General features: G+C 67.4%; 21 protein-coding genes and 3 tRNA genes. 8 read left to right on the top strand and 16 right to left on the bottom strand.

Annotated features, from left to right (window positions below):
• Positions 1-147: 147 nt before the first annotated feature.
• Positions 148-1,239, top strand: a complete 1,092-nt coding sequence (locus tag ASF79_RS01745) for an NAD(P)-binding domain-containing protein (protein WP_055851223.1) — start codon at positions 148-150, stop codon at positions 1,237-1,239.
• 6 nt (positions 1,240-1,245) lie between these two features.
• Here the strand turns inward: ASF79_RS01745 and ASF79_RS01740 are convergent, their stop codons facing one another.
• Positions 1,246-1,563: a DUF7882 family protein gene (locus ASF79_RS01740; RefSeq protein WP_055776340.1), complete on the bottom strand. Its 318-nt coding sequence runs from the start codon at positions 1,561-1,563 to the stop codon at positions 1,246-1,248.
• 17 nt (positions 1,564-1,580) lie between these two features.
• A complete protein-coding gene (locus tag ASF79_RS01735; RefSeq protein ID WP_055851219.1) occupies positions 1,581-2,078 on the bottom strand; it encodes a MarR family winged helix-turn-helix transcriptional regulator in 498 nt (165 codons plus the stop codon).
• A 114-nt stretch (positions 2,079-2,192) separates the two neighbouring features.
• Here ASF79_RS01735 and ASF79_RS01730 point away from each other — a divergent pair, with 114 nt between their 5' ends.
• Together ASF79_RS01730 and ASF79_RS01725 are read left to right on the top strand one after the other, a co-directional pair.
• Positions 2,193-2,771, top strand: a complete 579-nt coding sequence (locus tag ASF79_RS01730) for a TetR/AcrR family transcriptional regulator (RefSeq protein ID WP_055851217.1) — start codon at positions 2,193-2,195, stop codon at positions 2,769-2,771.
• A gap of 83 nt (positions 2,772-2,854) precedes the next feature.
• The gene (locus ASF79_RS01725; protein WP_044442618.1) at positions 2,855-3,346 is read left to right on the top strand and encodes a CarD family transcriptional regulator; all 492 of its coding nucleotides are present in this window, start codon (positions 2,855-2,857) and stop codon (positions 3,344-3,346) included.
• A 247-nt stretch (positions 3,347-3,593) separates the two neighbouring features.
• On the opposite strand, the gene ASF79_RS01720 is transcribed toward ASF79_RS01725, so the two are convergent.
• The 5 genes from ASF79_RS01720 to ASF79_RS01700 form a co-directional block, all read right to left on the bottom strand.
• The gene (locus ASF79_RS01720) at positions 3,594-4,010 is read right to left on the bottom strand and encodes a hypothetical protein (protein WP_055776347.1); all 417 of its coding nucleotides are present in this window, start codon (positions 4,008-4,010) and stop codon (positions 3,594-3,596) included.
• Between the two features lie 127 nt (positions 4,011-4,137).
• Positions 4,138-4,893, bottom strand: a complete 756-nt coding sequence (locus ASF79_RS01715; protein ID WP_156366125.1) for a hypothetical protein — start codon at positions 4,891-4,893, stop codon at positions 4,138-4,140.
• A 63-nt stretch (positions 4,894-4,956) separates the two neighbouring features.
• On the bottom strand, positions 4,957-6,174 hold the full coding sequence (locus ASF79_RS01710) for a UDP-N-acetylmuramate dehydrogenase (protein WP_082495625.1): 1,218 nt from the start codon (positions 6,172-6,174) through the stop codon (positions 4,957-4,959).
• On the bottom strand, positions 6,171-6,620 hold the full coding sequence (locus ASF79_RS01705) for a MaoC family dehydratase (protein ID WP_055851212.1): 450 nt from the start codon (positions 6,618-6,620) through the stop codon (positions 6,171-6,173). Before ASF79_RS01705 ends, ASF79_RS01710 begins: the two co-directional genes overlap by 4 nt.
• Positions 6,617-7,063, bottom strand: coding sequence for an FAS1-like dehydratase domain-containing protein (locus tag ASF79_RS01700; protein WP_055851209.1), 447 nt, complete (start codon positions 7,061-7,063; stop codon positions 6,617-6,619). The genes ASF79_RS01705 and ASF79_RS01700 overlap by 4 nt, the downstream gene beginning before the upstream one ends.
• A 60-nt stretch (positions 7,064-7,123) precedes the next feature.
• Here ASF79_RS01700 and ASF79_RS01695 point away from each other — a divergent pair, with 60 nt between their 5' ends.
• A complete protein-coding gene (locus ASF79_RS01695; RefSeq protein ID WP_156366124.1) occupies positions 7,124-7,822 on the top strand; it encodes a hypothetical protein in 699 nt (232 codons plus the stop codon).
• 82 nt (positions 7,823-7,904) lie between these two features.
• On the opposite strand, the gene ASF79_RS01690 is transcribed toward ASF79_RS01695, so the two are convergent.
• The 4 genes from ASF79_RS01690 to ASF79_RS01675 form a co-directional block, all read right to left on the bottom strand.
• Positions 7,905-8,714, bottom strand: a complete 810-nt coding sequence (locus ASF79_RS01690; RefSeq protein ID WP_055851203.1) for a TrmH family RNA methyltransferase — start codon at positions 8,712-8,714, stop codon at positions 7,905-7,907.
• Between the two features lie 11 nt (positions 8,715-8,725).
• Positions 8,726-9,403 carry a CDP-alcohol phosphatidyltransferase family protein gene (locus ASF79_RS01685; protein ID WP_055851200.1) on the bottom strand — a complete coding sequence of 226 codons (678 nt, stop codon included), beginning with the start codon at positions 9,401-9,403 and terminating at the stop codon, positions 8,726-8,728.
• An 87-nt stretch (positions 9,404-9,490) separates the two neighbouring features.
• Positions 9,491-9,564 (bottom strand) — tRNA-Met (locus ASF79_RS01680).
• A 50-nt stretch (positions 9,565-9,614) separates the two neighbouring features.
• Positions 9,615-9,686 (bottom strand) — tRNA-Thr (locus ASF79_RS01675).
• A 118-nt stretch (positions 9,687-9,804) separates the two neighbouring features.
• On the opposite strand from ASF79_RS01675, the gene ASF79_RS01670 reads away from it, so the two are divergent.
• Positions 9,805-11,550 carry a glycoside hydrolase family 13 protein gene (locus ASF79_RS01670; protein ID WP_082495623.1) on the top strand — a complete coding sequence of 582 codons (1,746 nt, stop codon included), beginning with the start codon at positions 9,805-9,807 and terminating at the stop codon, positions 11,548-11,550.
• Between the two features lie 167 nt (positions 11,551-11,717).
• Here the strand turns inward: ASF79_RS01670 and ASF79_RS01665 are convergent, their stop codons facing one another.
• A complete protein-coding gene (locus tag ASF79_RS01665; protein ID WP_055851197.1) occupies positions 11,718-13,205 on the bottom strand; it encodes a M23 family metallopeptidase in 1,488 nt (495 codons plus the stop codon).
• 154 nt (positions 13,206-13,359) lie between these two features.
• A complete protein-coding gene (locus tag ASF79_RS01660; protein WP_055851194.1) occupies positions 13,360-14,184 on the bottom strand; it encodes an inositol monophosphatase family protein in 825 nt (274 codons plus the stop codon).
• A gap of 166 nt (positions 14,185-14,350) precedes the next feature.
• Between ASF79_RS01660 and ASF79_RS17625 the strand changes: the two genes are divergently transcribed.
• The 3 genes from ASF79_RS17625 (at position 14,351) to ASF79_RS01645 (ending at position 19,419) form a co-directional block, all read left to right on the top strand.
• Positions 14,351-15,655 (top strand): helix-turn-helix transcriptional regulator, encoded by a 1,305-nt coding sequence (locus ASF79_RS17625; protein WP_055851191.1) that lies wholly within the window; start codon positions 14,351-14,353, stop codon positions 15,653-15,655.
• A 98-nt stretch (positions 15,656-15,753) separates the two neighbouring features.
• Positions 15,754-17,304: a response regulator transcription factor gene (locus ASF79_RS01650; protein ID WP_055851187.1), complete on the top strand. Its 1,551-nt coding sequence runs from the start codon at positions 15,754-15,756 to the stop codon at positions 17,302-17,304.
• Positions 17,305-17,406: 102 nt separating this feature from the next.
• Positions 17,407-19,419, top strand: a complete 2,013-nt coding sequence (locus ASF79_RS01645; protein ID WP_055851184.1) for a beta-galactosidase — start codon at positions 17,407-17,409, stop codon at positions 19,417-19,419.
• Between the two features lie 17 nt (positions 19,420-19,436).
• Here ASF79_RS01645 and ASF79_RS01640 read toward each other — a convergent pair whose 3' ends face one another.
• From ASF79_RS01640 to ASF79_RS01630, 3 genes are all read right to left on the bottom strand, one after another.
• Positions 19,437-20,219, bottom strand: a complete 783-nt coding sequence (locus ASF79_RS01640) for an alpha/beta fold hydrolase (protein ID WP_055851181.1) — start codon at positions 20,217-20,219, stop codon at positions 19,437-19,439.
• 187 nt (positions 20,220-20,406) lie between these two features.
• Positions 20,407-20,491, bottom strand: a tRNA-Tyr gene (locus ASF79_RS01635).
• 76 nt (positions 20,492-20,567) lie between these two features.
• A complete protein-coding gene (locus tag ASF79_RS01630) occupies positions 20,568-21,299 on the bottom strand; it encodes a lytic transglycosylase domain-containing protein (RefSeq protein ID WP_055851178.1) in 732 nt (243 codons plus the stop codon).
• Positions 21,300-21,348: the final 49 nt, after the last annotated feature.

Raw genomic sequence — 21,348 nt, 5'->3', positions numbered from 1 at the left:
AGCTAGCCCCGTGCCTCCGACAGCGGAACGCCCGTTTTCAGGAGAATCGACGGTGCCGCGTACGAAAACCGCGTATTCGGCGCGGTTTTCCTGAGTTGGGGCGCGGCGGTCGGCAATAAATCGCTCGCTCGAGCGGTTGAGGCGCACGTGAGCACAGCACTCCTCCGAGACACCCGCGTCGTCATCATCGGCGCCGGCCAGGCAGGGCTCTCCGTCGCCTTCCACCTGCGCCGCCTCGGGCTCGTCGCCGCCCAGGACTTCGTCGTCCTCGACCGCGGACCGCACGCCGGAGGCGCCTGGCAGTTCCGCTGGGAATCGCTGCGCCTCGACACCGCGCACAAGGTCGACGATCTTCCGGGCATGTCCGAACTCGGAATCAGCTTCTCGACCGCAGATCAATCGCTGCCGGCGCGCGACGTGGTGAGCGACTACTACGGGCGCTACGAAGAGCACTTCGCCCTCGGAGTCGTGCGCCCCGTCGAGGTCACCGGCGTGTCGAAGATGCCCGATGGGCGCTACGAGGTGCAGACCGATCTCGGCCCCGTTCGCGCCGAGGTCATCGTGAACGCCAGCGGAACCTGGGCGCGACCGTTCCTCCCGTCGTATTCGGGGGCCGGCGCCTTCGCGGGCATCCAGCTCTCGACGCCCGAATACAGGGCGGCGAGCGACCTCGCGGGCCTCGATGTCGTGGTGGTCGGTGGGGGAACCTCCGCCGTGGGGTTCCTGCTCGAGCTCGAGGGCGTCGCCGCCTCGACCACCTGGGTCACACGCAGGCCCGTGGAGTTCATCATGGACGAGCATTCCAAGGTCGCCGCCGTCGAGCGCGCCGATGCGGCGGCCCGCGCGGGATTGCCGATTCCGAGCGTGTCGAGCGGCACCGGGCTGCCCGCGAGCGCTCGCAACGTCGCCGGCCGCGAGCGCGGCGTTCTCGTGGACCGGCCGATGTTCGCGTCGATCGAGACAGACGGGGTGCGCTGGGCCGACGGCTCGTTTCAGCACGCCGATGCGATCATCTGGGCGACGGGATTTCGGGCTGAACTCGCCCACCTCGCACCGCTCCATCTGCGCGAGACGGGAGGCGGAGTAGCCGTCGAGAAGGGCAGGTCGTTGCGCGATCCGCACGTGTTTCTGGCGGGGTTCGGGCCGCAGGCAAGCACGATCGGCGCGAATCGAGCGGGTCGGGTCGTGGCCACTCAGGTGATGGATGCCCTGGCGGCCGCGAACGACCGCGAGGAATGACGCGGACTAGGTCTGCGGACTCGTTCCGCCGGGCTCAGCGATCAGGACCATTCCGTTGGCACTGTTCGCCGTCACCATGAGCGCCTCGATCCACGCGCGGTTCACGGGTGGCTGGCGGTTGCCGTAGAAACGGATGTGCAGGGGAATCGTCGGATGCATCCAGATCGAGCTGCGCCCGTTGCCTTCGTCGGAGTTGTGCTCCCAGTTGAAGAGGAAGGATTCTCCCCGTCGGAATTTGGCGTTGACCACGACGCGCATGTGCGCGAGCACACGATCGTCGATGTCGATTTCGAGGCCGGTCGGGCCGTAGATGAGTTTTCCCACCTATTTAGTTTATCTAGCTATTTATCCGACTGCGACACCGCATCGCTCATTCGCTCGAGAAAGGCGGTAATGACCGTGGCCTCGGCCGGGTCGAGGCCCCGCGCGACGGCCATCATGCGGTGATGCATGTCGCCGAACACCTCGCCCATGTCGGAATGGGTCATGGGCGTTGCGACCAGCACCACGGCGCGTCCGTCGCTCGGATGCTTGGTGCGGCTCAGATGCCCGCTCGCGACCAATCGGTCGACGAGCACGGTCGTGGATGCCGAGGAGATGCCGAGGTGGCCGGCCAGGTCTTTCGGGCTCACCGCCCGCGAATCGCGCTCGGCATTCACCACGAAGCGCAGTGCCGTGATGTCGGTCTCATTCAGACGCAGCGCTGCACGGGTTCGACGGCGCATCGCCATCTCCGCCACACGGTAGCGGCGGAGTGCATTGAGCGCATCGACACCGGTCTTCAGCTCGGTATCGTCGCCATACCAATAGCCCGAAGCTCGCACCTCCGCCGATTCCATGCATTGATTCTACGGTGAGGTTGCTAGGCGGACTAAGTATCTCTCATTCTTCTCGGACAGGTGTCCGAGAAATCGTGATAGACTGCCCTGATGTCAACTGTTCGGAGTGCTGTAATGCCCGACAGTTTTCGATCTTCCTCCGAGGCTCCGGCCGACCCCAGAGCGGCACGCACCCGGCAGGGAATCCTGGCCGCGGTCGCACGGCTCCACTCCGCCGATTCCGGCGACATCTCCGTCAGCGACATCGTGCGCGAGGCGAAGATCAGCCGCAGCTCGTTCTACGCGCACTTCTCCAGCCTCGACGACCTCGCGGTCGCTCTGCTTCGGCAGGAGCTCGCCAGCGTCGCCGCGCCGAACCCGGATGAGCCCGACTCCGCGGCCAGCCTTCGCGAGAGCTACACCCGTCTCGTGCAGCACTTCGCTCAACGCGAGTCGCTCTACTCTCACGCTCTCGGCCTCCCGCTCTCTCGACGAGCGTTCGACGAGGTGATCGCGGCCTACGCCGAGCAGGTGCTGGCGTCGTTCGACGCGCCCACCTCCGGGGCCTCCGCCATCCGGGCCCGTCTTGCCGCGACCTACGTCGCTGGCGGCACCGTGAGCCTGCTCAGCGCCTGGGTAGCCGATCACCACTACATCAGCGAAGACGAGCTGGTCGACCAACTCATCGACCTGCTGCCCTCGTGGCTCACCTGACTCCTCGAGTCTGACCTCCGGTCAGCGCTCACCTCAGATCTCACCTCCACACACCACGTCACATAGAAAAGAGAAGCCCAGCCGTGAAATTCGATATTGGAGAGACCCTCGTCTACCCGCACCACGGAGCGGTCACCATCACGGAACTCGAGACCAAGAAGGTCAAGGGCGAAGACAAGCGCTACATGACGCTGCGGGTGCACACGAGCGATCTCATCATCAAGCTTCCGATCGACAACGTCGAACTCGTCGGAGTGCGTGACGTGATCGACGCCGCCGGTGTCGACGAGGTCTTCGCCGTTCTGCAGAACGACTTCGTCGAGGAGCCCGGCAACTGGTCGCGTCGCTACAAGGCGAACCAGGAGAAGATGGCCTCGGGCAGCGTGCACCGTGTCGCCGAGGTCGTTCGCGACCTGTGGCGTCGCGAGCAGGCTCAGGGCGTTTCGGCCGGCGAGAAGCGACTGCTGCTCAAGGCTCGACAGGTGCTCATCTCAGAGCTGGCACTCGCGCGCCGGGTCAGCGACGAAGACGCATCGCTGCTGCTCGACGAGGTGCTGAACGCGGTCGTCGTCTAAACTTTCGCAGCCCCTCGTATCGAGGAAAGCGTGGCAGAGGCCGACCGGTCCCCCCGGACCAGATCCCCACATCCCTGTCGGCCTCTGCCTATTAGCTCAAGTTAGACATTTCTGAGAGCGGTTGCAACGTGACGATGTCTCACGTTACGTCGCGAGTCGCTGTGTGAGCCCAACGGCGGGCATCCGGTGTCTTAAAAAGAGAAGCGGGCCCGGGGTGCTGCACCCCGGGCCCGCTTCGTCGATCGTGCTAGTTGCAGACCTTCGAGAGGGCCATGAAGGTGTCCTGAACGTCGGTCGAGGCCTCGGTCAGAGCCTCGGTGTCGGCGGATGCAGGGTCGACCGAGAACGTCTTGAACTCGCTGACGAGCGAGCTCAGAGCCTCGTCTGCATCATCGGCAACGTCTTTGACCTCGTCGTTCGAGACCTTCGACACGTTGTCGGAGAACTTGTCGGAGACCGTCTGAAGGGCCTTCGCCGCACCCTCGGGGTCGGTCGCGGCGTCGGAGAGGCTGCTGGTCAGCTCGCTCTGCAGGTCGGTGAGACCCGTCTCGAGAACCTTGCAGGCGTCGGCCTTGCTCTGTCCGCCGGCGCAGCCGGTCAGCAGAAGTCCGGTGATGGCGAGCGCGCCGATCAGCGAGGTGGTCTTGGTGCGCGAAATTCGCATTGGGAGGTACTCCTTTTTGGGGGGTGCTTGGTGTGAAAACCCTAGCAGTCAGCCGTAAACGGGCCGAGCCGAGGGCATGGGCAGTGCTCACCATTGACATCGCTCACCGCCCGACGCGAGGCTCCATTCACGGTGTGGGAACAGCCAGGCTGACGCCCGCATCGGCGTCGGAGAACTCCACGCTCGTCCAGGCATCGGCCTCTCCGGCAACCGGGATCTCCGCCTTCAGGAGGTGGCCGGTCTCGTCGATCCAATAGCGGATCGTCGACGCCGCATCGCTCGGCGGCGCCGTAGCCGGAGCATCCGACGTGGGGCCGGCTAAGACGTCGACCGGCACGCCGTCGACGTCGTCGGAACGCAACCAGAGGGCATCCGTCTGCTGCAGAAGCTGGGGGTTGTCGGGCCTGTCGTTGCCGAGACTCAGCAGCACCGAGACGACGTTCGAGAGGCTCGTCGCCGACGGGTCGAGGGGGCTGTCCGTCCAGCCGTCGGCGGGTACGGGCAGTGGCGCCTCATCGAGCGTCGACGGCTGATAGCCGAGCGTCTGCGGCGTGAAGCGCAGCAGGCCGGTGTCGGCCGCGCCATTCACCGTGGTCGACGCGAAGCCGTAGCCCGCCGCCGCCGCATAGTCGACCCAGCCCGAGAACGTGACCGGCTGCTGCCCCTCGATACTGAACGTCACCGCACGCACACCGCTGTCGAAGTTGTTGAAGCGAAAGATCGCGAGCCGCTGCGCCTGCTCCGTCGACAGCCTCGAAGCCGCCGCCTGGCTCGACGCCGCAGCATCCGGCGCATCTGACGGGGTACAGCCCGACACACCGAGGACACCACCCAGGAGCACCGCCACCACCAGGGGGCGCACCCCATGACTAATTCGAACCACCCGCCGAGGCTAGCGCATGATCCGGCGCAATAACGTCACTGTGGGCTATACGAAGACAGTGCGCTAGATGAAGACGGGCTCCGGCTGCAGCACGACGCCGAACTCCGCCGACACGCGATTCTGAATGTATCGCGACAGCTCCGCGATATCGGCGGCTGCGGCGCCGCCGGTGTTCACGATCGCGAGCGTGTGCTTCGAGGAGATCGCCGCGCGGGATCCTGGCAGCGAGAAGCCCTTGCCGATGCCCGCGCGTTCGATCAACCACGCGGCGCTCAGCTTGACCTGCGGTTCCGTCGAGGCGGACGCGGATGCGGCTCCGCCGAGCGGACCCGACAGATCGACCACGAGACCGGATGCGGGGTCGGGCAATGGCACCACGACCGGGGCCGGCTCGGCCTCGACGAGCCAGCGGGGCGCATCCGACGGCAGCCCACGGGCGAAGTTCTCAGAGACGATTGGGTTCGTGAAGAACGAGCCGGCACTCACGGAATCGGGATCCGCGGCGTCGAGAACCATGCCCTTCGACGACCGCAGCGACAGAACGGCCGAGCGCACGGCGCCGAGGGCTACCCGGTCACCCACGGCGACGCCGAGTGCGGCGGCCAGCTGCGGGTATGCGATCGGGTTGCCGAGAGCGAGCGGTCCGAGCGGCTCTGCGGAGTCGTCGGAGTCGGTCAGCGAGAACGTGACCGAGAGCACGACTCCGCGCCGACCCTTCTTGAACACGCTGGTGCGGTACCCGAGCTCGAGATCATCGCGGGCGATGCGCTCGACGCGGCCGGTGCCGTAGTCGAGGAAGTCCACCGAGACGATCGAGTCGCCGGCCTCCTGCCCGTAGGCGCCGATGTTCTGAATGGGCGATGCGCCGGTCGATCCGGGGATGCCCGAGAGCGCCTCGAGCCCCGACCAGCCCTGTTCCACCGTGTAGGCGACGAGGTCTTCCCACGGTTCGCCGGCCTGCACGCGCAGCCGAACGGTGCCGCTCGGCGCGACGATGCGCGCCACTCCTCTGGTCGCGACGCGCACGACCGTGCCATCGAAGCCTTCGTCTGAGATGACGACGTTGGAGCCACCGCCGAGCACGAACCAGTCGTCACCCGAATCCCACACCCCGAGCACGCTCTGCAACAACTCGGGCTCACCCTGCGGCTCGATGATGCGGGCCGCGGGGCCGCCGACCTTCAGCGTCGTCAGGGGGCCGAGCGGAACATCCGCGGCCTCGACCGAGCCGTTCGACTGCCCCTCGGCGTGCGGTTCCGGCCGCCCGTGCCGCCCGCTCATACGGATGCGGAGGGCGCCAGAGAGACGACGGCCTGCGCCTTGCCGAGAACCGTGTCGCCATTGTAGGTGACCGTCAGGTCGATGCGCGCGGTTCCTGCGTCGGCGTCGATCTTGCCGACCTTCGCGCTGACGATCAGTTCAGCTCCCTCGACGGGGTCGACGAGCACCGGGCGGGTGAAGCGCACCTGGTAGTCGAGCACACGCCCGGGGTCGCCGATCCAGTCGACGACCGGCTGCACGGCGAGGCCCATCGTCAGCATGCCGTGCGCGAGAACGCCGGGCAGGCCCACGGATGCCGCGACGTCGTCGCGATAGTGGATGGCGTTGAAGTCGCCACTGGCTCCGGCGTAGCGCACGAGCGAATCGCGGCTCAGGGCGAAGTGTCCGCCCGCGACCACGTCGCCCGCGGTCAGCTCGTCGGGCGTGAGGGTGATTCCGGCGGTCATTCGTCTCCCCTGACGACGAGGGTGGATGTTGCGGTCACGACGTGCGCGCCCGTCGCGTCGACGATTCTCGACTCTGCGGTGACCATCGAGTGGCCGCCCAGCGACTTGATGCTGGCGACGCTCAGGGTCGCGGTGAGCTCGTCGCCGGCCACGATCGGGCGACTGAACGAGAAGCGCTGATCGCCGTGGACTACCCGCGAGAAGTCGATGCCGGCATCCGGCTCGCTCAGCAGCTGCTTCAACGTGTGCTCCTGCACCACCACCGCGAACGTGGGCGGGGCGACGACGTCGGCGTAGCCGGCCGCTCGGGCGGCCTCGACGTCGGTGTTGAGCGGGCTCGTCGCGAAGACGGCGGCGGAGAATTCGCGCACCTTCTCTCGGCCGACGAGATAGGGAGAGGTCGGGGCGAAGACGCGTCCGACGAGTTCGGGGTTCACTGGCACCCGTCTATTGTACGAACGCCCCGGCCGGGTGTGCTCTGCGGCTGCCTAGACTGATCACCGATGAGCACTCCCCCAGCCCCGAAACCGCAGTCACGCTCGAACCGCGCGCTGTTCCTCGTGCTCGGAATCGGCGGCGCTCTCGGGCTGCTCGTGTCGATAGCGGCTGCCGTGATGGTCTTCGCGCTGGCGACCGGGGTCGTGCGGGGCGGCGATGCGGCCCGCCCGTCTCCCGAGCCGTCGCCATCCGGCACGTCACCCGGCGACGTCGACTACAGCGACCTCACCTTCGGCTCGACATACACGCTGCCCGCCGGCAGCCTCGCCGCCCTCACCTTCCGCCCGCCGGAGGGCACCGACTGGGTCGTCGATGCGGATGCCCCGAGCGATGCCGACACGATGAGCTATGTCAGCGAATCGACCGGATGCAAGCTGCGCATCTGGCAGTCGTCTCTCGACTCCGTCGATGTCGCCGCCGGCGACGACGAGGCGACCTCGCGTGAGGTGGCCTCGGCGCTGCGCACGGAGCCGATCGCCGACGACGCCTTCGCCAAGCACACGTTCACCGGCGGCTTCTCGTCGGCCAAGGTCGAGTTCGTCGACCTGCTCTGGGGCGCATCGAACGGCAACTACCTGGCCGTGCGCGCGTTCGGCGACGCGGGGGTCTTCGTGTCGGTCGGGGTGGCGTGCACGCAGTCGAGCGCGTGGGACGCCGTGAAGAAGGCCGACTCGGGGCTCGGAGTCGTCACCCTCTCGGAGTAGCTCGCCTGCGTTGATCGAGTGGGCGCCGGCGTGGTCTCGATACGCTCGTTCTTCGCTACTCGACCAGCGCTGTCGCGCGAGGTCAGCCCGAGACCGCCCACATCGCGACGGCGCTGGCCGCTGCCACGTTCAGCGAGTCGATTCCGTGCTTCATCGGAATCTGCACCACGGTGTCGGATGCCGCGATCGCCTCGGGCGTCAGGCCCTCGCCCTCCGCGCCCAGCACCAGGGCGAGCTTCTCGGGAAGGCGAGCCTGGAATTCTCGCAGGCTGACGGCATCCGGGGTCAGAGCCAGCGCGGCGACGTGGAAACCTGCGCCGACGAGCAGTTCGCGCGTCTCCGGCCACGCGCCGACGCGCGTCCAGGGCACCTGCAGCACCGTGCCCATGCTCACCCGGATCGCGCGGCGGTAGAAGGGGTCGGAGCACCGCGGCGTGACGAGAACCGCATCGGCCCCGATCGCGCCCGCCGAGCGGAAGATCGCGCCCACATTCGTGGGGTCGACCACATTCTCGAGAACGACGACACGACGGGCGTTCCGGATGAGCTCCGCCGGGTTCGCGAGCGCCGGGCGATTCATCGAGGCGATGAGTCCGCGGTGCAGGATGTAGCCGGTGAGCTCGGCGAGTAGCTCGCCCGGGCCGGTGAAGATCGGCACGTCAGAGAATCCGTAGTCGGCGAGCGCGGCCTGGGCCTCGTCGGTCGAGGTTCCGAGCGCCAGGACCGAGCGGGGCACGTGGCCGGCGCGCAGTGCTCGCTCGAACACAAGCAACGACTCAGCGAGATAGAGGCCGCGCTCGGTTCCTCGCGCCTTCTTGAGGGCGACGTCGGTGAGGTGGGCGTAGTCGCTGAGCCTCGGATCGCTCAGGCTCTCGACGGGAAGTACGGGCACTCGCGCTGTCGCTATCCGCGCCGGTTCGGTGCATCCGCGTCTGGACGACCGGGAGCGGATGCGCCGGACGGGCGCGGATGTCCGCCGCCAGCGCCGCCAGCGGCACCAGCGGCGCCAGCGCGGCCCTCTCGGATGACGATCAGCGCGTACTGGGCGCCGACGAAGACGTGCAGCAGGCATCCGACGACCACGCCGTAGAAGGCGACGACGGCGAGCACCTCGTGGCCGGGGAAGTCGGCATGGCCGAGCAGCAGCAACGGAAGGCCGAGCATCAGGAACGTGGTGCGGATCTTCGAGATGTACGTGATCGTCATCGAACCCTGGCGCTTGTACGCAACGATGATCAGGCCGAGAACCAGGTCGGTCACCGCGATGGCGATGAGGATCCAGAGGGGCAGAATTCCGCTGATGACCAGGGTGAGGCAGACCACCACCTGGCTGGCGCGGTCGGCCACGGGGTCGAGTACGGCGCCGAAGTGCGTCACCTGGCCGAGCTTGCGTGCTGCGAATCCGTCGATCCAGTCCGTGGCGCCCAGCGCGACGAGAACGATGAACGCCCAGAAGTTCTCGTGCCACAGCAGCACGAGAAGCACGAACAGCGGCATGAACAGGATGAGACGGGCGAACGTGATCGTGTTCGGCACGTTCAGAATCCGCTCGCGCTCCGGGTGCGCTGTCGAGGTGTCCACTCTCTGAGGGTAACCGCTGCACGGCCGCGAGCACTGCACGCCACAGGCACGAAAAAGCCCCGAGATGGCGAGATCTCGGGGCTTTCGTAGCGGGAGCGGGACTCGAACCCGCGACACCACGATTATGAGCCGTGTGCTCTAACCACCTGAGCTACCCCGCCGGGCGCCGTCCGTTCGGCAAGCAGCTCGCGCTGCCGCCTGTGGAGGACGGAGCCCCCTGTGGGAATCGGACCCACTACCTCTTCCTTACCAAGGAAGTGCTCTACCAATGAGCTAAGGGGGCGTAACCTGCGCACGACTGATAAGCCGTGCGATTTGGCACCTGTAGAGAATAGCATCACAAACGGCCCAGCCTGAACCGCCGTCTGGGATCGAAACGATTCGAGACTAGAGTGTTGCGCATGACAGTCGAACTCACCGACGCCTCCGGCGCGCCTGAATCCGCCTCGCACAGCTCGCTGGTCGCGATCGGCAGCGGCACCGAGTGGTGGCGCTCCGCCGTGATCTATCAGATCTACCCGCGCTCATTCGCCGACAGTGACGGCGACGGCATCGGCGACCTGCCCGGCATCACGAGCCGCCTCGACTCGCTCGCAGACCTCGGGGTCGACGCGATCTGGCTCTCGCCGTTCTACACCTCCCCCCAGCACGACGCCGGCTACGACGTGGCGAACTACGTCGACGTCGATCCGCTCTTCGGCACCCTCTCCGACTTCGACGCCATGCTCGCTCGCGCACACGAACTCGGACTCAAGGTCATCGTCGACCTCGTTCCCAACCACACCTCGTGGGAGCACGAGTGGTTCAAGGCCGCCCTCGCCGCTCCGGAAGGCAGCCCGGAGCGCGACCGCTACATGTTCCGCGACGGCCTCGGCGAGAACGGCGAGATCGCGCCCAACAACTGGCAGTCGGTGTTCGGCGGCCCCATGTGGGAGCGCACGACCAACCCCGACGGCACGCCCGGCCAGTGGTACCTGCACATCTTCGACGTGAGCCAGCCCGACCTGAACTGGCAGAACCCGTGGGTGCGCGAGCAGATGATCGGCGTTCTGCGCTTCTGGCTCGACCGCGGCGTCGACGGCTTCCGCGTGGATGTCGCGCACGGCCTGATCAAAGAGGCCGGGCTTCCCGACTACACGCCTCCCGCAGACGCGGGCAGCATGGGCGGCGGAGCCTCGCCACTCGAGCCCGGGATCGACTCGGACGACCCGCCCACACCGCCCTATTGGGCACAGGACGGCGTGCACGAGATCTACCGCGCCTGGCACGAGGTGCTCGACGAGTACGAGGGCGATCGCGTCCTCTGCGCCGAGGCCTGGGTCGAGCCGCTCACCAAGCTCGCCCGATGGGTGCGCCCCGACGAGATGCAGCAGGCCTTCAACTTCACCTACCTCGAGGCATCGTGGAACGCCCCGCAGCTGCGCGCGGTGATCGACACGTCGATCCACGCCTTCGGAACCGTCGGCGCCCCCTCCACCTGGGTGCTCTCCAATCACGACGTGGTGCGCCACGCCAGCCGCCTGGCTCTCGGAGCAGACAACCTGCAGGGTGACGGCATCGGGCCGAAGACCCCGGGACTGCCCGACACCGCACTCGGTCTGCGTCGCGCCCGCGCCGCCACGGCCCTGATGCTCGCCCTCCCCGGCAGCTCCTACGTCTACCAGGGCGAGGAGCTCGGCCTGCCGGAGGCCATCCATCTGCCCGACGACGCGCGACAAGACCCCACCTGGTTCCGCACCAAGGGTGAGCGTTACGGGCGCGATGGATGCCGCGTGCCGATTCCCTGGGAGGCCGGCCGGCCGAGCTACGGCTTCGGCCCGACGGCCGCGAGCTGGCTGCCACAGCCGAGCGATTGGGATTCCTACTCCCGCGACAGCCAGACGGGCGTGCCCGGATCGACCCTCGAGCTCTACAAGCTCGCGCTGTCGCTGCGCGCACAGCACGAACTGGGCACGGGCCTGATCGAGTGGCTACCCGGTTACGGCGACGACGTGATCGCATTCTCGAACGGAGCGGTCACCGTGATCGCGAACATCGGTTCGGTGCCGGTCGAGCTGCCGGTCGCGGCCGGCGATGTACTGCTCGCCTCCGAGGCTGTCACCGAGGGCGTGCTGCCGATCGACACAACGGTCTGGCTCGCGAACTAGCCCTCGGGGGCACCGCGGTCCAGCATCGACACGTCGAAAAAGCACCCAAGAATCCGCTCTTGGGTGCTTTCGCGACGAGTGAGTTCGAGGGCACCGATCCATGCGGCGAAGATGCACTCTCCGCCTCGGCTATCGGTGTTTTTCCGCCGAGTCGGCGTATCCGGCGGCTAGTTGGCGTACTGGTTCAGCCAGGGCATGGGGTCGATGGGCTTGTCGCTCGCATCGTGGATCTCGAAGTGCAGGTGCGCACCCGTCGAGGTTCCAGTGCTGCCCACGTTGCCGACCTGCTGGCCGACCTTCACGTCTTCGCCCTTGCTCATCGCGACCGAGTTGCACTGCATGTGGCCGTAGAGGCTCGCGAACTTCATGCCGTTGACGTTGTGGTCGACGATCACGTAGCAGCCGTAGCCGCCCGCATCGCTCTTCTGCGAGAGCCGCACGGTGCCGTCGGCGATCACCTGAATAGGGGCGCCCATTCCGGGGTTGAAGTCGATGCCCTGGTGGTTCGTGCTTCCGATACCACCGGGTGATGAGCGGTAGCCGAAGCCATCGCTGATCGGCACGCCTGTCGGGAACGGCCACTGGATGCTGCCGCTCGTGTCGTTCGAGAAGGTGTCGGCCGTGCTGAAACCGGTCATCGACACCTTGGGCACGCTCGTGACCGTGTAGGAGTCGCGGTTGACCTGCGCCGCGGCGGCCTCTGTCGCGGTTCTGGCCTGCTGCTTCGTCGTGTCTCGGGTCGTGTTCTGCTCGGCCTGCACCTGCACGCTCTGCGAGATCGATGCGTTCGGCGTCGCGGCGAAGTACGCCTCGGCGGGAAGCGACGTGGCCACGGCGATTCCGCCGGCGATCAGGAACGCGAACATGCCAAAGCTCTTCTTGGCGATCGTCTTGGTCGACGGGCGCCGGCGTCGCTGCTGCGGGATGGCCGCCTCGCCAGAGCCGTTGCCGGATGCGTCGGCCGCCGATTTCGGCGAACTCACGCGGGAGCGCTCGGCGGGCGCGCTGGCCGCGCGGCGACCGACCTTCACCCGGGGAGGAGTGTTCTCGTCGTCGGACCGGCCGGAGACGGCGCGGCGGCCCGGCACGCGAGTCGAGGGCGCGGGTGCCACTTCGCCGAGCACGTCGGCGGCGGCGATGTCGACGGAGGCCTCAGCCGAAGAGTCGACGACGGGAACGCTCACGTCGACAGGCGAGTCTGCCGAGACTCCGGAGCCGTCGAGGGTGACATCGACGGCAGACACCGGCGTGACCGACTCGGCTACGCCGACCGCGACCAGTTGCGGCTCGGTCGTTGCGAACGCGACAGCGGAGGCGAGCTCGTCGGTCGACGCGGCAGCGCGACGCCCGCGGGGACGAACAGTGTTCTCGAACGCGGCGCGTTCGGCCGCGCGCTCCTGCTCTTCGGTGAGGATGACGGGGTCGGCCACGCCGGCGGCTCGAGCCGCCCTGCGGGTCTGGGGGGCAGCGACCGGTCGCGCATCCGGAGTCACGGCAGCGGCCACGGGCGCCGCGAGGGGAACTTCGGTGCTGACCGCATCGCTGGATGCCGCCTGGCGCCGTGACCTGCGGGACTGGGGAGCGTCGTGGGCCTTGGGGGTCGAACCGTCGGTCGCAGACGAGAGGTCATCTGGACGGGGGTTGTGACGAGCCAAGGTGCAGGAGTTCCAATATCAGTTCGAGTTTTAGAGCAAAGTGCGTTCTGTATGTCTCACGCCAGTCAAAGACGCGACTGTCGAGGCTAACCGTCTAGTCTGAAAATTTCCGCAAAACGAAAAACTTTCGGCGGACAATGACGGTCTCCGACCGTCAGATGAGGCCGGCGGATGCGTACAGCTCGCGCAGGATCGGCTCGAGCTCGACGGCGAGCGACTCGTCGGCCGCCAGCAGGAACCGGGCGCTCTCGGCGTCGCCGTCGAAGCCGCTGACCCTGCCGCCCCCCTCTCGAACGACAAGGGCACCCGCAGCGTGATCCCACGGATTCAGACCCCGCTCGGCGTAGACGTCGAGGCGCCCCGCCGCGACCCAGCAGAGGTCGAGAGCCGCAGAGCCGGCACGGCGAATGTCGCGGACGCGGCCGATGATGCCGGCCAGCACCTGACCCTGGCGCACGCGCGTCTCGGCGCTGTACGAGAAGCCCGTGCTCAGAAGCGCCTGCTCGAGCGAGACGTCGGAGTTGACCTGAAGCTGCTGCGCGCCGAGGTAGGCGCCACCTCCTTGCGAGGCCGTGAAGACCTCTCCCGTAGCCGGGTTCACGACGCAGCCGGCGAGGGTGTTCCACTGCAGGGGGTCGGCGCCGCCCTCGACGACGGCGATACTCACCGCGTATTGAGGAATGCCGTACAGATAGTTGACCGTTCCGTCGATGGGATCGACGATCCACGTCAGTCCGGAACCGCCCGTCGAGCCGGTGGACTCCTCACCCAGAAAGCCGTCGTCGGGTCGCACGTCGGCGATCGCGCTGCGAATGTAGCTCTCGACCTCTCGGTCGGCGAGGGTGACCACGTCGACGATGGAGGACTTCGTCGCCGCGACCTCGACACCCTCGGCGCGGCGTCGAGCCGCGAGCGCTCCCGCTTCGAGGCCGATTCGTCGGGCGATGTCGAGCAGATCGTTGTTCGCAGCGATGGTCATGACTCCAGCCTGTCACAGCAGTCTGATCCACAGAACTCGCCCGATTATTCACGTGAACGGGCGCCCCGGTTATGATCGACAAGCCTTAAACGTCAACACCGCGCTTTAGACAACATGTGGTGGAAAGAATCTGTCTAGCGACATACATTCGCCGAAGGAGATACGGATGACTCCGGCCGCCGAGGGAGCAGACTCCGAATGCGCAGCGCGACGACGCACCCCGGGTCTGAAGGAGCGGCTGATCGATGCGACGTCACGCATCGTGGCGTCGCGCACCGCGGGCCGCCTGCCCGAGGCGTTGGCCCGCGCGACCGAAGCGCACCGCGCACTCCGTTCTGCAGAGAGCGGCGAGCTCGCCCCGCTGAAGTCGACTCTTCCGCTCCTCACCATCCAGTGGTCGAGGGCGATGGATGTCGCCGACCACCCCTCCGCCGTCGAGCTCTACGAAGACACCTACGAGACCGCGCTGCTCGTCGAGCAGCCTCACGTGGCACGTCGCGCGGCTGCCTCGCTCGCGTGGATGTACGCCGAACAGGGGCATACGCACGAGGCACGCAACTGGCTCGACCGAGCCGACGCGATCGATCGACCGGCGCACGGGCACGATACGCCTCTGTTCCTCGCCGCCGCGTTGCTGTCGGCAGACTCCCTCGACTTCGACGAGGCTCGGGCGCACCTGGCGATGGCTCTGCGATTTCCGCCAGGAGAATACTGGGCCGCCGCGTTGTGGATGAGGTCACTTCTCTGCCGCTCAGCAGAGGACCGCACAGAGCTCGAGCGCGACCTGACCAGCGCGCTGAGCCAGCACCCCGCGGATCTGGCGAACAGCGGCGCCAACCTGCGCTATATCGAACTCGCCCGCTGGGTGCTGAACCGACCTCGAGAACTCTCACCCGACGGTATGCGGACAGCTCTCCAGCCCAGCGCCATCGGCGGTTTAATCGAATCGGAGATGGCCTACAGACAAGGCCTGTTCGACGAGTCGCAGCGCCGAAGCGCGCCGCTTCTCACCGCAGGCACCGCGCCCCGTTTCAGAGCGTTGGCGTTGCTCCTCACCGCCGCGAGTCGATTTCACCTCGACCGCACCGCGTCTGCGCTCGACGCCTTTCGCCAAGCCCACGCGCTTGCCGAGCACGAAGATCTGCTTCTCGTCTTCTCCGTGATCGATGGCGCCGACCTCCACGAACTCGCTCGCCTGAGCGAGAGAGAACTGCGGCCCATCGTCGTCGAGGTCGTCTATCCGCGCACGACATCGCGCCAGAGAATCGCCTCCCTCAGCAAACGAGAGCGCCAGGTGCTCGAGTTGCTCACCACAGAGCTACCGAACACCCAGATCGCCGAGCGTCTGTTCGTCACGACGAACACACTCAAGTCGACCCTCCGCAACGTCTACCGCAAACTCGGCGTACACAACCGACGAAGCGCGTCTGAGGCCGCCCGGTTGCTCGGCTTCGACCGCAGCCGCGAATAAGCCGCCTCATCGAGAAATCCGCGTCATAAGTAACGCGGTCGTGCGTCCCTCCAAGTGATGCCTTCCGCACTCTCCGTGACCGAACCGGGAATTTGACGATGACGATAGACCGGGCCCTGCCCCTGACCGAGACCGCAGTCGCGTTTCTTGCGCGCTTTTCTGCGGAACTCGACGCCCACGGCTGGCGCGCAGCGGCCCGCATCATCGAAGACCACTGGGATCGTCTCGCTCTGACGGAGCCGCAGGCCCTTCTCGACGCCTTCACCGCGCTGCCCGCCGAGGGCTTCATCGAGACCCCCTCCTGGCTCATCGAGGTCGACTACCTGCGCTACATCTCATCGCGAGCAGCGCCCCGCGCGTTTCGCCGCGGGTTCAACCCCGCCGCGGATACCCCGTCTTCCGACCTTTCCCTCCGCGACCGACTGTTCGGCATCACGAGCAGAGTCGCCGAATACAGGTCGGCCGGCAGGGTCTCGGATGCCGTGGCCGCGGCGACGGAGGCGCGTCGGGTTCTCGACGACGCAGAGTCCACAGAGCGCGCGGGTCTGCGGATGTCGTTGCCGCACCTCAGCATCCACTGGGCCCAAGCCCTCGACGTGGGCGACAGCCCTCTCGCCGCGGGGGAATACGAGGAGACCTGCATCGCCGCCGTCGCCACAGACCAACTCCGCGTCGCTCGACGCGCAGCCGCCTCGCTGGCGTGGCTGCACGCCGAGCAGGGGCGCATCCACGACGCACGGCAGTGGCTGGACCGTGCGACCGGATTCGACGTCGCCATCGACCGCTACGAGGTTCCGCTTCTTCTCGCCCAGACCCTGATCGCCCTCGACTCCCTCGACACAGAGGGCGCGCGCCGGCACCTCCAGAACGCAGATCGGTTCATCGCCGGAGAATACTGGGCCGCATCGTTGTGGCTGCATGCCCTGCTGAGCACCTCGCCCGAAGAGATCATCATCACAGAGACCCTGATGACCCGTGAGACGCGACGCCACGTATCGATGGCCGTCGAACCGGGCGCCCACAGGAGGCAAGTCGCACTCGCCAGCTGGGCTCTGCGAGCGAGGCGCGGAACGCTCGCAAGCCCGGACGCGTCGAGCGAGGGTGTCTCCTCCGCGATCGGCGCGGAGACCGCGTACCGCCTCGGCAGATTCAGCGAGGCTCACGCGATCGTCTCTCGACTGTCGCACGACGAGCTTCATCCTCGCCTTCGAGGGGCGGTTCTGCTCGTCGATGCGGCGAGCAATCTCCGGCTCGGCAAACAGGATCAGGCCGTCGAGGTTTTTCGACGCGCGCACGATCTGATTCACACCGAAGGGCTGTCGATGCTCTTCGCGACGATCGACGCTCACGCCCTCCGTGAGCTGGCCGAGGCGAGCCATCTCTCTGTCGATTCCGCCGTGCTGCAGTTCCTGCACACCAGCACCGACGACCCGCGGCCCGCGATCCCTCGGCTGTCGCGCCGCGAGCGGCAGGTACTGGCGCTCCTCGCATCCGGGCTGTCGAACAACGAGATGGCCGAGAGGCTCTTCATCACGGTGAACACCCTCAAATCGACCGTTCGCAACCTCTACCGCAAGCTCGGGGCGAAGGACCGCGCGGAGGCATCGGACCTCGCCCATCGACTCGGACTCGATGACGGGACCGACTGAGAGGTCTGCGCCAGATCGATCGCTCGCATGACGGAGCTTCGACGCGGGTGCCCCCGCTAGGGTCGTTGCCAACACCGGCAGCGGAACAGGAGCAGTAAAAGGATGATCGGCAACAACGCGCCCGTATGGTTCGGCGGCGACTACAACCCGGAGCAGTGGCCGGAGGAGGTCTGGGCCGACGACGTGCGGCTCATGCAGAAGGCCGGCGTCACGATCGCGACGGTCGGCGTGTTCTCGTGGGCCAAGCTCGAGCCGCGCGACGGGGAGTTCGACTTCGCCTGGCTCGACCAGGTGATCGACGGTCTCCACGCGGGCGGAGTCCGCGTCGACCTCGCGACTGCGACCGCCTCTCCCCCGCCGTGGCTCAGCGCCGCGCATCCCGAGATCCTGCCGGTCACCGCCGAGGGTGTGCGCCTCGACGTCGGCAGCCGGCAGCAGTACAGCCCGAGCTCCCGCGTGTACCGCGAGTACGCGACCCGCCTCGTGCGGGCCATGGCCGAGCGTTACGGCGCGCATCCGGCCGTCGCGGCCTGGCACATCAACAACGAATACGGATGCCACGTGGCGCAGTCGTTCGACGACGAGTCGGCCGCGGCGTTCAGGGTGTGGCTCGAGGCGAAGTACGGCAGCATCGAGGCGCTGAACCACGCGTGGGGCACCGCGTTCTGGTCGCAGCACTACGCGGAGTTCAGCGAGGTGCAGCCGCCACGCGCCATGCCCACGTTCCCGAATCCCACACAGCTGCTCGACTGGCACCGCTTCTCTTCGGACGCGCTGCTCGAGTGCTACCGCGCCGAGCTGGCCGTTCTGCGCGAGGTCACCCCCGACATCCCCGTGACCACCAACTTCATGGGCTTCTTCAAACCGGTCGACTACTGGAAGTGGGCGAAGGAGGTCGACTTCGTCTCGGACGACTCGTACCCCGACCCCGCAGATCCGCTCTCCCCCGCGTTCGCCGCAATGACGCGCGACCTCATGCGCTCGCTGCGCGGCGGCCAGCCGTGGATGCTCATGGAGCAGACGACGGGCGCGGTGAACTGGCGAACCCGCAACGCCCCGAAGCTGCCGGGCGAGAACCGGCTCTACTCGATGCAGTCCGTCGCCCGTGGCGCGGACGGCATCCTGTACTTCCAGTGGCGGCAGTCCGTCGCGGGGGCCGAGAAGTTCCACGCCGCGATGATGCCGCACGCCGGAGAGGACACGCGCATCTTCCGCGAGGTGACGGCTCTCGGCGCCGAGCTGACGGCCCTGGGCGACGTCGTTGGATCGCGGGTCCCGAGTTCTGTCGCGATCGTCTTCGACTGGGATTCGTGGAACGCGCTCGAGCAGCCGGCCTCGCCCGCGCAGCTCGTCTATCTCGACGAGATCATGTCGTGGTACTGGTCGCTGCGGGCGCTCGGCGTGACGGTCGACTTCGTCGAGGCGGGCGCTTCTGTCGACGGATACTCGCTCGTCATCGCGCCGGCTCTTTTCGCCGTGCCCCGCGAGGCGCTCGAGACGTTGGCCGCGGTTCCCGCGCGCGGAGGGCAGCTCATCGTCGGCTACCAGACCGGCATCCTCGACGAGAACCTGCACGTGCAGCAGGGCGGCTACCTCGGCCCGCTGCAGGCGGCGCTCGGGGTGCGGGTCGAGGAGTTCGCGCCCCTCGCCGGGCCCGACCTGCGCGCCACGGGAACCGCGCGCGTGCCGACCACGAGCATCCGGTTCGGCGACGAGGTGCGCCCGGCCGCTGTCTGGACGGAGCTTCTGCGCGCCGACGACGCCGAGGTGCTGGCGACGTTCACCGACGGGCTCGCGGCGGGGTCACCTGCGATCACGAGGCGCTCGGCGGGCGGTCCGGCGAGCGGGTCGGATGCGCCGGGCAGGGCCGCCGGCACGGCCTGGTACGTGGCGACCCAGCCCGATACGGCCACCGTGTACGAGTTGCTTCTGGATGCGCTGGGTCGCGCGGGCGTGCGCCCCCTGCTCGACGGTTCGAACCCCGACATCGAGGTGGTCGAGCGCGCCGGAACCCGCTGGGTGCTGAACTTCGGACGCGCCGAGGCCACGGTCACCGTCGGCGACGACACGGTGACGATCCCGGCTCACGACCTGGTGCGGTTGCCTGTGGTGTAGAGCAGGGGCGGCGGCGCTCAGGCGCGCAGGAACTCGATCGCCGCGGTGCGGAAGTGGCGCGACGTGGGCGCGTTGAAGTGGTTGCGACCGGGGATCTCGTAGAAGACCCCGTTCGGCGTAGCCTCGGCCAGGCCCTTCGAGCGCTCGAGTATCGAATCGTCGCTGCCGGTCGCGAACAGCACGGGCTGCAGGGGCGGATGCGCCGGGTCGGGCTGGATGCCGTCGCGCATGCCGTCGACGAGGCTCATCAGCGCCTCGAGATCGTTGCCCGGAATGGCGGAGGCCATGGTCACGTAGGCGCGGGTGATCCGATCCTCGACCTCAGCGCCGGTCTCGATGAACGCCCTGGCCTCGTCGGTGCGCAGACGGGTCAGCGGCTGGCCGTCGGGGATTCCGCCGAGAACCGCGCGGGTGATGCGCCCGGAGAGATCGAGCGCCGCCTGCCAGCCGACCCTCGCGCCCAGCGAGTATCCGGCGTAGACGGCCTCGTCGATGAGATAGGTGTCCATCACGACGACCAGATCGGAGACGAGCTGTTCCATGGAATAGACGGAGGGGTCGTGGGGCTTGTCGCTCTCACCGTGCCCTCGCTGGTCGAGGGCGATCACCCGATAGCCCGCGCGGGTGAGGTCACGGGTCCACCCCGTGGCATGCCAATTGACGAGCGCACTCGAGGCGAATCCGTGCACGGCGAGAACGGTCGGCGCGTCTGCATCGCCGAACTCGTAGGTGGCCAACTGCAGCCCATCGGACGACATGATCTTCTGCGCGCGGGGCGCGGCCGGCACAAGTGAGTTCACGCGTCCAGTCTGCCAACAATCGGGGGCACCTACCGCCAGGCAGAGACTGTGCCCGTTTACCTCCATTCCGTCGGTGCGCGGCCGCACAGTTGGAGGTAAACGGGCACAATCATCGGGCGGAGCGGAACGGGCAACCGCAGCAGCAACGAAGAAAGCCCCGCGAATCGTATGATTCGCAGGGCTTTTCTGGTGGCAAGTGAGGGATTCGAACCCCCGAAGTCTAAGACGGCTGATTTACAGTCAGATCCCTTTGGCCGCTTGGGTAACTTGCCAGGGCGCACCCGACCACGTGAAACACACAACCGAAGGCGCGTGTACACATTACCCGCCTTCACGCCGTCGGCGAAATCAGCCCGTCGCGAGGTCGTTCGAATAGCGGATGGCGTACTCCGAGACGCCCACCGCATAGGGCGCAGCGTCGTTGTATGCCGCGATGGCCATGCGCCAGTTGTCGGCCACCGAGAGGTCTCCGCCCGCATGGCAGAGGTAGTTGGCGGTCGCCAGCACGGCGTCGTCGAAGTTCTGCGGATCGACCTCTCCGTCGCCCGATCCGTCTGCACCCCAGTTGCGCCAGCTGTCGGGGATGAACTGCAGCGGGCCGACCGCGCGATCCCACTCGGCGTCGCCGTCGATCGCGCCCTGGTCGCTGTCGGGAATCGCATTGGTGGTCGCACCGTCGAGGGCGATTCCGAGAATGGGAGGGGTGACGAGGCCGTCGGCGCCGATCGACGAGCCGTCGATGGTGCCGTGGTGGCTCTCCATCTCGCCGATGCCCGCCAGGGTGTTCCACCCGAGGTTGCAGCCGGGGTTCTGGTTGGCCACATAGACGGCGGCACCACCGTAGGCCAGCATGGCGCGATCAGGGATGCCCGTGGCCGCGGCCGCGCGCGCCGCCCAGTCGGCATCGACCAGGGTCGGCAGGCCCGACCAGGGGTCGACGACCGGAGCGATGGCCGCCTCTGGCGTGGCCTTGGCCGGAGCCTCGGCCGTCTCGGATTCGCTGGACTCGGGCGACGTCGTGCACCCGACGAGGGCGAACGCGACCGCGAGGACAGGAGCAAGGAGAAGGGAACGACGCACGGCCTCAAGTGTACGGATGGGGTCTGACACGGCGCCGACACGGCGAAGC

This window comes from Agreia sp. Leaf335 (genome assembly GCF_001423605.1).
Classification (GTDB): domain Bacteria; phylum Actinomycetota; class Actinomycetes; order Actinomycetales; family Microbacteriaceae; genus Agreia.
Note: the sequence above shows the minus strand (reverse complement) of the source record. Positions and strands in the feature narration are given on the sequence as shown.

Bases quoted from the DNA above. Each gene is read 5' to 3' on its own strand.
- ASF79_RS01650 (WP_055851187.1), top strand. From the start codon at position 15,754: ATGACGATAGACCGGGCCCTGCCCCTGACCGAGACCGCAGTCGCGTTT.
- ASF79_RS01705 (WP_055851212.1), bottom strand. From the start codon at position 6,620: ATGACCGCCGGAATCACCCTCACGCCCGACGAGCTGACCGCGGGCGAC.
- ASF79_RS01710 (WP_082495625.1), bottom strand. From the start codon at position 6,174: ATGAGCGGGCGGCACGGGCGGCCGGAACCGCACGCCGAGGGGCAGTCG.
- ASF79_RS01730 (WP_055851217.1), top strand. From the start codon at position 2,193: ATGCCCGACAGTTTTCGATCTTCCTCCGAGGCTCCGGCCGACCCCAGA.
- ASF79_RS01670 (WP_082495623.1), top strand. From the start codon at position 9,805: ATGACAGTCGAACTCACCGACGCCTCCGGCGCGCCTGAATCCGCCTCG.
- ASF79_RS01695 (WP_156366124.1), top strand. From the start codon at position 7,124: ATGAGCACTCCCCCAGCCCCGAAACCGCAGTCACGCTCGAACCGCGCG.
- ASF79_RS01720 (WP_055776347.1), bottom strand. From the start codon at position 4,010: ATGCGAATTTCGCGCACCAAGACCACCTCGCTGATCGGCGCGCTCGCC.
- ASF79_RS01735 (WP_055851219.1), bottom strand. From the start codon at position 2,078: ATGGAATCGGCGGAGGTGCGAGCTTCGGGCTATTGGTATGGCGACGAT.
- ASF79_RS17625 (WP_055851191.1), top strand. From the start codon at position 14,351: ATGACTCCGGCCGCCGAGGGAGCAGACTCCGAATGCGCAGCGCGACGA.
- ASF79_RS01660 (WP_055851194.1), bottom strand. From the start codon at position 14,184: ATGACCATCGCTGCGAACAACGATCTGCTCGACATCGCCCGACGAATC.
- ASF79_RS01645 (WP_055851184.1), top strand. From the start codon at position 17,407: ATGATCGGCAACAACGCGCCCGTATGGTTCGGCGGCGACTACAACCCG.